The organism is Arthrobacter sp. Y81 (assembly GCF_002929335.1).
GTDB lineage: Bacteria > Actinomycetota > Actinomycetes > Actinomycetales > Micrococcaceae > Arthrobacter.
This window is the reverse complement of sequence record NZ_PJIL01000049.1, coordinates 1-1,398: the sequence shown is the minus strand read 5'-3', so window position 1 is coordinate 1,398 and position 1,398 is coordinate 1. Positions and strand designations below refer to the sequence as shown.

The 1,398-nt window shown below is 67.6% G+C and carries 1 protein-coding gene; it reads right to left on the bottom strand.

The window, feature by feature from the left end:
- Nucleotides 1-1,370, bottom strand: a 1,370-nt coding sequence (locus CXQ91_RS24105) for an aspartate ammonia-lyase (protein WP_104176364.1), incomplete at its 3' end; no start/stop codon positions are given.
- Nucleotides 1,371-1,398 lie beyond the last annotated feature (28 nt).

Genomic DNA, 1,398 nt, shown 5'->3' with positions numbered 1-1,398 from the left:
TGTTCGGCGGTGAGGAGGCCGTGTTCGAGGACGAGTTCGGCGACCCCTTTGCCGGTGGCGAGGGCTTCCTGGGCGATGGCGGTTGCGGTGGCGTAGCCGAGGTGGGGATTTAGTGCGGTGACCAGGCCGATGGATTGTTCGACCGTGAGGCGGAGGTGTTCGGTGTTGGCGGTGATGCCCCGGATGCAGCGTGCCGTGAGGGTGCGGCAGGCGGCTTCGAGGTGGGAGATGCTCTTGTGGAGGCTGTGGACGATGATGGGTTCGAAGGCGTTGAGCTGGAGTTGTCCGGCTTCGGCGGCCATGGTGATGGTGACGTCGTTGCCGATCACTTCGTAGGCGACCTGGGAGACGACTTCGGGGATGACCGGGTTGATCTTGCCGGGCATGATGGAGGATCCGGACTGCACGGCGGGCAGGTTGATTTCGCCGAACCCGGCGCGGGGGCCGGAGGAGAGCAGGCGCAGGTCGTTGCAGATTTTGGAGAGTTTCACGGCGACGCGTTTGAGGACGCCGGAGAGGTGCACGAACGCGCCGACGTCCTGGGTGGCTTCGATGAGGTCGATGGCGGTGACCAGGGGCAGGCCGGTGATCTCGGCCAGGTGCCGGCAGGCGGCCTCGGCGTAGCCGGGAGCGGCGTTCAGGCCGGTGCCGATGGCGGTGGCGCCGAGGTTGATTTCGTGGATGAGCAGGTCCGCTTCGGCCAGGCGGAGGCGGTCCTCGCCGATGGTGACCGCGTAGGTGCCGAATTCCTGGCCGAGGGTCATGGGGACGGCGTCCTGGAGCTGGGTGCGGCCCATTTTGACCACGGTGCGGAACTCGGCGGCTTTGGCGGCGCAGGCGTCTTCGAGTTCTTCCAGGGCGGCGAGGAGTTCGCGGACGGCGAAGATGGTGCCCAGGTTCACGGCGGTGGGGTAGACGTCGTTGGTGGACTGGGAGAGGCTGACGTGGTCGTTGGGGTGCAGGCGGGCGTAGTCGCCTTTGGGGTGGCCGAGGATTTCCAGGGCGCGGTTGGCGATGACCTCGTTGGCGTTCATGTTCGAGGAGGTCCCGGCGCCGCCCTGGATGACGTCCACGACGAACTGCTCGGCCAGGTGTCCGTTCATGATGTCGGTGCAGGCCTGCTCGATCGCGTCCGCGCGTTCGGCGTCGAGGAGGCCGAGTTCGCGGTTGGTGCGGGCGGCGGCGAGTTTCACGGCGGCGAGGCCGCGGACCAGGTACATGTTCGTGGACAGCGGCTGGCCGGTGATGGGGAAGTTCTCCACGGCGCGGAGGGTGTGCACGCCCCAGTACGCGGCGGCGGGGATGTCCCGGTCCCCGAGGAGATCGTGTTCGGAGCGGGTGTCCGGGGCGGCTTCGGCAATGGTGGTCATGGGGTCCTCACAGGGCTTCGGTGACGGG